Origin of the sequence: Pseudanabaena biceps PCC 7429 (assembly GCF_000332215.1) — a bacterium.
GTDB classification, from domain to species: domain Bacteria; phylum Cyanobacteriota; class Cyanobacteriia; order Pseudanabaenales; family Pseudanabaenaceae; genus Pseudanabaena; species Pseudanabaena biceps.
On sequence record NZ_ALWB01000230.1, the window covers coordinates 1 to 8494 of the forward strand.

Annotated in this window: 8 protein-coding genes; 2 read left to right on the top strand and 6 right to left on the bottom strand. The window is 43.2% G+C overall.

The window, feature by feature from the left end; genetic code table 11:
* Positions 1-65 precede the first annotated feature (65 nt).
* The 5 genes from PSE7429_RS19165 to PSE7429_RS19185 form a co-directional block, all read right to left on the bottom strand.
* On the bottom strand, positions 66-1451 hold the full coding sequence (locus PSE7429_RS19165) for an FtsX-like permease family protein (RefSeq protein ID WP_009628990.1): 1386 nt from the start codon (positions 1449-1451) through the stop codon (positions 66-68).
* A gap of 87 nt (positions 1452-1538) precedes the next feature.
* A complete protein-coding gene (locus PSE7429_RS19170; protein ID WP_009628991.1) occupies positions 1539-2804 on the bottom strand; it encodes an ABC exporter membrane fusion protein in 1266 nt (421 codons plus the stop codon).
* A gap of 271 nt (positions 2805-3075) precedes the next feature.
* On the bottom strand, positions 3076-4287 hold the full coding sequence (argJ, locus tag PSE7429_RS19175; protein ID WP_009628992.1) for a bifunctional ornithine acetyltransferase/N-acetylglutamate synthase: 1212 nt from the start codon (positions 4285-4287) through the stop codon (positions 3076-3078).
* Positions 4288-4435: 148 nt separating this feature from the next.
* On the bottom strand, positions 4436-4912 hold the full coding sequence (locus PSE7429_RS19180) for an acyl-CoA thioesterase (protein WP_009628993.1): 477 nt from the start codon (positions 4910-4912) through the stop codon (positions 4436-4438).
* 77 nt (positions 4913-4989) lie between these two features.
* A complete protein-coding gene (locus PSE7429_RS19185; protein WP_009628994.1) occupies positions 4990-5373 on the bottom strand; it encodes a DUF3110 domain-containing protein in 384 nt (127 codons plus the stop codon).
* A 392-nt stretch (positions 5374-5765) separates the two neighbouring features.
* Here PSE7429_RS19185 and PSE7429_RS19190 point away from each other — a divergent pair, with 392 nt between their 5' ends.
* On the top strand, positions 5766-6311 hold the full coding sequence (locus tag PSE7429_RS19190) for a WcaF family extracellular polysaccharide biosynthesis acetyltransferase (protein WP_009628995.1): 546 nt from the start codon (positions 5766-5768) through the stop codon (positions 6309-6311).
* A 33-nt stretch (positions 6312-6344) separates the two neighbouring features.
* Positions 6345-7292, top strand: coding sequence for a class I SAM-dependent methyltransferase (locus PSE7429_RS19195; protein WP_009628996.1), 948 nt, complete (start codon positions 6345-6347; stop codon positions 7290-7292).
* A 222-nt stretch (positions 7293-7514) separates the two neighbouring features.
* Here PSE7429_RS19195 and PSE7429_RS19200 read toward each other — a convergent pair whose 3' ends face one another.
* The gene (locus PSE7429_RS19200) at positions 7515-8267 is read right to left on the bottom strand and encodes a hypothetical protein (RefSeq protein ID WP_233424392.1); all 753 of its coding nucleotides are present in this window, start codon (positions 8265-8267) and stop codon (positions 7515-7517) included.
* Positions 8268-8494 lie beyond the last annotated feature (227 nt).

Here is an 8494-nt window from a genome sequence, read left to right on the forward strand (position 1 = left end):
CATTACTTATTAAAATACTCTTAAAAAGCAAAAAGGCGATCGCTTAGCGATCGCCTTTTTGATTCTTATCCAAAAATTTCCGCAGGATCGGCAGATTGAACTTTGCGTAGCGATATTGCGCCAGAAATCACACACATTACTATTGTCAATATCATCACGGGAATTGCTTTGTCCCAGATATAGAGCGGCAGTAATGTCGCATTTTTAGTGAGGTTATATAGCCCAAAGGAAATGCCTAAGCCTGGGATAAACCCCAAAATTGATAAGACAAAAGCTTCTTGAATGACAATTTGGGCTAGATATAAGTTGCCATAGCCCATCGCCTTTAGAGTGGCATATTCGGCAAGGTGATCGGAAACGTCAGTATAGAGAATTTGATAGACAATCACGATACCGACAATGAAACCCATTACCGTACCGAGGCTAAAGATAAAACCGATCGCGGTACTTTTTTGCCAGTAACCTTTTTCAAAATCGACATAGCCTTGCATCGTCAAAATGCGGGTATCATCGATCGCCGCATCTTGAGTTTTTTTGAGATCCTCAATGGTCAGATCGGCTTTAGAAATAACGACTTTATCTTTGTTCTCTTCACGAAGGATTTTGCCATCAGCACCGATACTTTCCTTATATAAGACCTGTATTCTCTTACCATCGGGCTGGAGCTTTTCGCGGGGTAAAACTACGGATTCACTGGGTTGACTGAGGATAAAGTTCCGCATGGTTTCGTAGGGAGAAGCCTCAGCGCGCAAATTGATCAAACCCACGTTAATTAATCCCGCGCGTCGTGAATCAAAAATCCTCAGGAAATTAGTATCACTAGTAATCACCGTACCATCAGCAGCAAAGGAGGCTCCTAGCTCAAATAATCCTCCAACCCTGATTTTACGGTTAGCCACCTCCCGATTGACTATGTTGTTACAGCCAAAAGCATCATCCGTAAACTTAGTTTTTAGAGATAACATGCCGCATTCCGCAACGACTGGACCAAATTCAGCCCGCGAAGCGCGATCAAATAGAACTACGTCTTGAGTCTTGACGCGATCGATGTTTAATTCTGCCCCTGGCATTTTAAAAACCTTCGCATCTGGATTGGCTCCCAATACGAGAATGTTACGGGTCTGTCCCGCAGGATCTTCTTTGATTTTCCAAGCTCCCGTAGCAATATAAAGAGGATTAACTGATGTGACATCCTTCATCCCCAAAGCCTGATAAAGACGACGTTGGGAGAAGTTCCGCATTCCCACTAGGTTGGTTGATTGCGGACTGATAATCACCAAATCTCCTACCAAATTACTTTGTAGACGAACTGCACTGGTAAAGAGAGCGTCTCGAAACCCTAATTGCAAAAACATTAGGACTACGGCAAAAGTGATTCCCGCGATCGCTACTAGCAGACGGCTTTTTTCGTAAGTAAGTTGCAACCAAGCAAGAGGTACGGCAAAAATCATAAATTCATGTGACGGTTTTTAAAATAGGTACAAGTTCAGCTGTGGTCTTTAGAAGCGCATTAAAAGCAGCACATTAAAAGCAGCGCATTAAACTTCAACCTTGACTCTGACTTGTAAATTGGTAAGTCCTGAAACCTTGGTGCTTTCATCTAGTTTGATCTTGACTTCGATAATTCTCACATCGGTTTTGGCAGCAGGATCGGTACCGAGAACATCATTTTTGGCAATTCGCAAACCAATGCGATCGACCTTGCCCGTAATTTCACCTTCAAAAGCTTCGCTTTCGATCGTTGCCTTTTGTCCGACTTTGATTTTGCCGATATCAGTTTCATAGATCTCAGCAACAACATACATTTGACTGGTGTTCCCAATTTCGATCACTCCCCCCGTCTGGCTGACTATTTCACCAACTTTAGAATTGATTTTTAGGACTTGTCCATCAATGGGAGCGCGGACTTGGGCTAAATCGAGCGCAACTTCAGCCTTTTTGACATTAACGATCGCAGTTTGTAATTGGGCTTCAGCATATTGCACATCAATAGGACGCACTTCTTGAACGCTGCTGAGCTGTCCCTGAGACTGGCGCAATTGAAATTGAGCCTGCTGCACCTGTTGCTGAGCCTGTAAAAGCTGTCCTTGTAAAGTGTCAACCTTGAGCCTATAGGTATCGAGGACGGTTTGCGAAATTGCGCCTTCTTTATAAACCTGTAAAAAGCGATTGTAATCTCTTTCAGCAATTTCTAATTCAGCCTTGATTCTAGCCGCATTGGCTTCCAGCGATTTGATATTCGCAGCCGCAGACAGGACATTCCCCTCTTGGGCGACAATATCCCCACTTTTTGCTCCAGCACGGACTTTGGCTAAATTGCGATCGCTCTCTTGGGCTTGACTTTGGGCTTGGAGCAAAGCTGCTACTGAGGTGTCGTAACTATCGAGTATGGCGATCACCTGCCCTTGTTTGACGACATCTCCTTCTTTAATCATCATCTTCACAATTCGAGAAGTACCCAATGCAGAAGGAGATGCAACTTTGATTACCTCTCCCTGTGGCTCTAGGCGACCTAGGGCACTAATTGCTTTGGGTTGGTCTTTACTGCCAGCCACATTCGTTGAGGTTGCCGTTGGGGCTGGATTACTGCTAAAACGCCCAAGGACAAACCAAATACTGATGCCCAGTGCTGCAAGCGCGAGGGCGATCGCAGGGAGTAAAAATTTGTTCGATTGTTTGGGTTGTAGGGCGTTTTTCATGGGACTGGTTTGATCTCTGGCAGGTTTACTTTGTGCATCTCCCGCTATATTACCGATTTCCGTCGCCATTCCTACCTGTTTATCAGCCTGTTCATCTACCTGCATAGCTCCTCACCTCTAGTTACTCAAAATTCAATCCAAATTAAAAATAGACAACAGTCTATCAATCTAAGTAGCTAAGCATATGTAAACTTAAAACCTAGAAGAGCGTACCGCCCGCGTAGCGGGCGGTACGCTCTCTGGTTTTGGTTTTTAATTATGCCCAGCTACTTATCCAGCTACTTATCAAGCAATAACATTTGTTGGTTCTGGTTACATCCTACGTTTAGGCTAAAAATTGCGTAGAGAAGGCGTGCTATGCACGCCTTCTCTATCTTTAAGTAGTGTACTCGGCGTTAATTTTGACGTAATCGTAGCTAAGATCGCAGCCCCAGGCCGTGCCATCACCACTACCATCACCGACCCCGACGTTAATAACTACGGTGTCATTTTTGAGATAGTCGCTAGCGGCTTGGCGATCATATTCCTGAGGCGTACCATTCTTCATCATGACAAAGTCGCCCAATTGAATATGCAATACATCTTGATCGAAATCCACGCCCGATCGCCCTGCGGCCGCAGCAATTCTGCCCCAATTAGGATCGTTACCAAAAACAGCGGATTTAACTAAGGAAGAACCGACAATGGTTTTGGCGATTTGCCGAGCGGCGATCGCAGTTGATGCTCCAGTGACATTGACCTCGATCATGCAGGTTGCGCCTTCCCCATCACGGGCGATCGCCTTGGCTAAGTCCATACAAACCTCTTGAAGCATGGCTTGGATTTGCTGTGCGGCGGCAGAATTCTCATCGCTAATGACTACGCCCGACTCACCGTTATTCAGAGCTAGCACCATGTCATTAGTACTGGTATCGCCATCGACGGTCACTTGATTAAAACTAGCATCGATCGATCGCGACAACATGGTTTGCCATAGCTGTGGCTCCACGCCTGCATCGCAAGTCACAAAGCCAAGCATCGTCGCCATATTGGGGTGAATCATTCCCGAACCTTTGCAGATTCCGCCAATGCGAACGGGCTTGCCATCAATTACCGTTTCAAGGGCAATGCTCTTGGGAACCGTATCCGTCGTCATGATCGATCTCGAAGCAGCTTCACCACCATCCGCAGAAATTAAGGGTGCGATCTTGGCAATCCCCGCTCGCATCTTATCCATCAGCAATTGCTTGCCAATGACACCAGTGGAGGCAACCAATACGCCATCTTGGGTATTTAAGGCTTTTTGGACTAGTTCCGCACATTCCACCGCATTTTGCCAACCTTCTGCACCAGTACTGGCATTGGCTTGTCCTGCATTGCAGAGAATCGCACTGACTTTACCACCCTTAGCTAATACTTCCCGATTGAAATCCACACAGGCCGCTCGGACGCAGGACTTGGTAAATACCCCTGCGGCGATCGCAGGAACATCCGAGGCGATTAGAGTTAGGTCGGGTGCGCCCGATGGTTTTAACCCAGCGGTAATGCCTGCTGCTTTGTAGCCCTTTGCAGCGGTCACGCCACCCGCGATTACTTGCCAATTTGCCATAATTTTGATTTAGTTCCTTTCATCTTTATTATTATCTGTCAGTAACTGAGCATAATTAAAAACCAGAGCTAAAACCTGTAGCGCAAGCGCAGCTTGCGCTACAGGTTTTTGGATTTTATTTTGATCGTGCGGCGTTGCGGCGCGATCTTTATATTTCCATTAGCTTGGCGATCGCTCCTTCTAAGGAGCTGGGTAGCGATCGCAACAGCTTACGTTTTTCAAAATCTACAGGTACGAGGGTAACCACTGCTGTTACACATAGATCTGTTTCGGTGCGAATTTGATATTCCCAATTAAGGCGGACTTTATCGGGTACGAGCTTAGTCATCACTAGCAAATTGTCACCCATCCTTGCCGAACGATGATAGCGCAAAGACATTTCCACTACTGGCAAATCCACACCTGCGGAAACTAATTCTTCAAAACTCATGCCCACAGTACGCAAACATTCGACCCTTGCCTCTTCCATCCAATTAATATAGGAGCCATGCCATACCACACCCGAATAGTCTGTATGGTGAGGATAGACATGAACCGCATAGTTAAACCAGCCTTCATTCTCAGGATTTGGCTCAAACTTGGTAATTGTTTTCGTTAAAGCATTAGAAGTCAGCTCAGCCGTCATATTGATACCTAAAACAAATTCTTATAGGGCTTTGTTCGGTTATGAGAATACGCTCGGAAGAATTGTACGCTCATAACTCATAGTAAATTCTCTAGACGACGACGCATCATCGCAATTACGGGATCTTCTACCTCAATATCAGCCTCTGGTTCCGAGAGCTTTTGAACGCGATCGGGCGACCAATCCGTTTTGTCAACATTTTTTTCTGGTGGAACCAACAAAGCATCAGTTGGTACGATATTTAAGTCGTAGTTAGCATCCTCACAGAATTCCTTTAGCTCCTGACTGTCAATGCTTTCCACTGTCGGCGATAAGAAATCCTGTGCTTCAAGCAAACCTGCATAACGAATGGCATCATCCTCTTGCTCAAAGGCAACAATGATATTATTGCCTTCAATTTCCAGTGTATAGATACCTTCGTTATCAGTGTTGGCGTTAAACAGCAATACCCAAACTTGCATAGAAAAAACTCGACCATTAGAAAAGCTCTAATATTGTATAACATTGCCCAATCCCAGATTTTGGTTGAGAGTGTTGCTTTGCAACACTCTCAACCAAAATCTGAGATTTTAAAAGGATGGGCAACGCTTTGCACTGACCATCCTTTTAAAATCTATGAAATGATTTAGGGATTTAGGACTGCTAAGTGACTGGGCATAATTAAAATCCAGATCTCAAACCTGCGGTGCACGCGCAGCGTGCGCCGCAGGTTTGAGGGTCTTATACCAATTCACGAAAGTGTTGTCACACTTTCGTGAATTAAAAACTAAACCTAGTAAAGGTTTTAATACCAAGTTAAGAAATGGCGTAGCCATTTCTTAACTTGGTATTAAAACCCAGAGGAGTTATCACTTTGCGTCTTGATCGCTACACGACGGGTAAATACACCATAGGCGCAACCATTACCAAGCAGCTACTTTGGTACTTTATTGGCGCACCCTTGGTGCGTAGTTACTTAATTCCTTTTTCATGGTTAAAAGTTACCATCTTGCGTTGGTTTGGCGCGGAAATTGGTCAAGGTGTGAGAATCAAAACAGGGGTAAAGATCAAATTCCCTTGGCGCTTGATTGTCAAGGATTTTGTCTGGATTGGTGAAGATGTTTGGCTAGATAACCTCGATCTAATTACGATTGAAAGCCATTGTTGTATTTCGCAAGGAGTTTATCTATGTACGGGTAATCACGACTGGTGCGATCGCCATTTTGCACTGCGTACGGCTCCAATTTATATTGAGACGGGGAGTTGGATCGCGGCAAGGGCTACCGTGGGCGCAGGGGTGCGGGTCGGTCAGGGGGCGGTGTTGGGTATGGGTAGCGTGGCGACCCGATCGCTAGAGCCGATGACGATCTATCTTGGCAATCCTGCGATCGCTATCAAGTCACGTAAAATCAAAGAGTAATTATATTTTTTATAGTAATCATATTTTTGATATATGACTATCACTACTTCAGCCCCTAACCCTAAAATCGGACTCGCCTCCCGTATCGTCAATGGCATTTTAGCGATCGCGCCTTTATTTAACCTTGCCAAGCAACGCGCTCGCAAAATGATGATCGAACGCGCCGAATCGATGGGCGTAAACTGGCGACAAATTGTTGCCGATTTACAGAAACAGGATCTTGAGGCAGAACTAGTTAAAGTTCAAAATCCCAATTTAAAATATCCCGAATATTACCTCAAGCATTTTCATGCTTACGAAGAAGGGAATCTCGGTTGGTTGCCCGCAACAGAAGTTGAAGTAGCAGCCTATGCCGTCCATTCGCGCATTTGGAATGATGATAAACCTCCCGTGCAAGGCGATGCCAGACTGCGTCAAAGCTATCTGGATATCGTCAAAGAAAAAATGCCTGCACCTCAAAATATTCTCGACATCGGTTGTAGCGTAGGCATGAGTACTTTCTCTCTACATGAGAACTATCCCCTTGCTAAGATTACTGGGCTAGATTTGTCACCTCATTTTTTAGCGATCGCTAACTACAATACCAACCTCAAATATCCGCAACTAATCGAAAAGGGGCAAATACAATGGATACATTCCACTGCCGAAAACATTTCCTTACCTGATGCTTCCTTTGATTTTGTTTCCTGTTTTCTGCTATTCCATGAATTACCTCAAGATGCAACAAGGCAAATTCTGAGAGAAATCCGTCGGGTTTTGCAGCCCAACGGATACTTCGCCATGATGGACATGAATCCCCAATCCGATATCTACCAAAAAATGCCTCCCTACATCCTCACCCTCCTCAAAAGCACTGAACCCTATCTCGATCAATACTTCTCCTTCAATCTTGCCCAAGAACTAGTTACTGCAGGCTTTGCCTCTCCTACCATCATCGCCAATAGTCCCCGTCACCGCACTGTCATTGCTAGAGTCGCTTAATAGAGTAAGGCAGCGCAAGCGCTGCCTTACTCTATTAAGCATTAGATCTCTTACAAAACTCAAAATGAGAATGGGCATTATAGCTATATTTACTTAAGTCAGGAAATCAAACCCAATAGAGAGTTGCGGCGCTTCGCGCCGCAACTCTCTATTGGGTTTGATTTTTGTCCTAACATTACTGACTATAGCTATATCTCAAACATACTTTGCTAGCTAAAAATTTTAGAACCATTTTGTATAAAGCGAAACAATCTTAGTTTTATCTAATAACTCAAAGCTTAGATTATTTATATCAAGATCTAAAATATTTAAACGCACTTGAATAATACTTTTTTCGACGTTATTAATAAAATTATTGAGCTTTACTTTCTCTAATTCTTTACTGTAGAAAGAAAATTTTTCTTCATTCCATGATAACTCTTCATGCCAAGAGAATTGTTTTGTTATATTGAGTTTTGGAAATATTGCTAAAAACTCATATTCAAGTCTTATAGAAAGATTATTTGTACCTTTATTAAGAAAGTTATAGCTTGCCTTTAATTCTTGTTGGCGATGAGCTGTTAAAAATGCTTCCATATACCTCGTAGTCTCTAGTAAAACGGGAGTAAATTTATTTCGATGCCAACCTACAATTGCAAGAATATCTTGGCTAATACCTGAACCAGTAAAACCTTCAAGGGTTTCAACTATAATAAATTCTTTCCCATCCCCCAACAAATCTTCATAGCGTATTTTTGCTCTTCCATAGGGCGACAGAATTGTAAATTCTGTATCTTTATAAAATTCACCCACGCTATTTTGTTCGTAAATATTTAAAATTATAGATCGCTGATAAAAAGCACGTTTAGTGTATACACCTCCATGTTCTCTTTCTTCAATCACACAATTTTTTCTATCCTTGTCCTTTAGTCTATGTATTTTACAGTTTTTGCTTAATGCTTCAGATTCATCTTTAAAACTAATAGGAATACCCACTACACGATTTTGGGCTAATTTTGTGTATTTTTTAATGGGTAAATAGTTTGCATCAAAATGCAGCCCATTTAGTAAAGAATGAGTGGGTGATAGGAAGACACTAAGGAGAAATAATATCCTTGATATCAAAATAACAATCTTCTGAAAAAATATAAAAAATATCTTATAAGTAAGTGGGCTTAATTAAATATAAAACCCTAAAAACTGCGGCGCACGCGCAGCGTGCG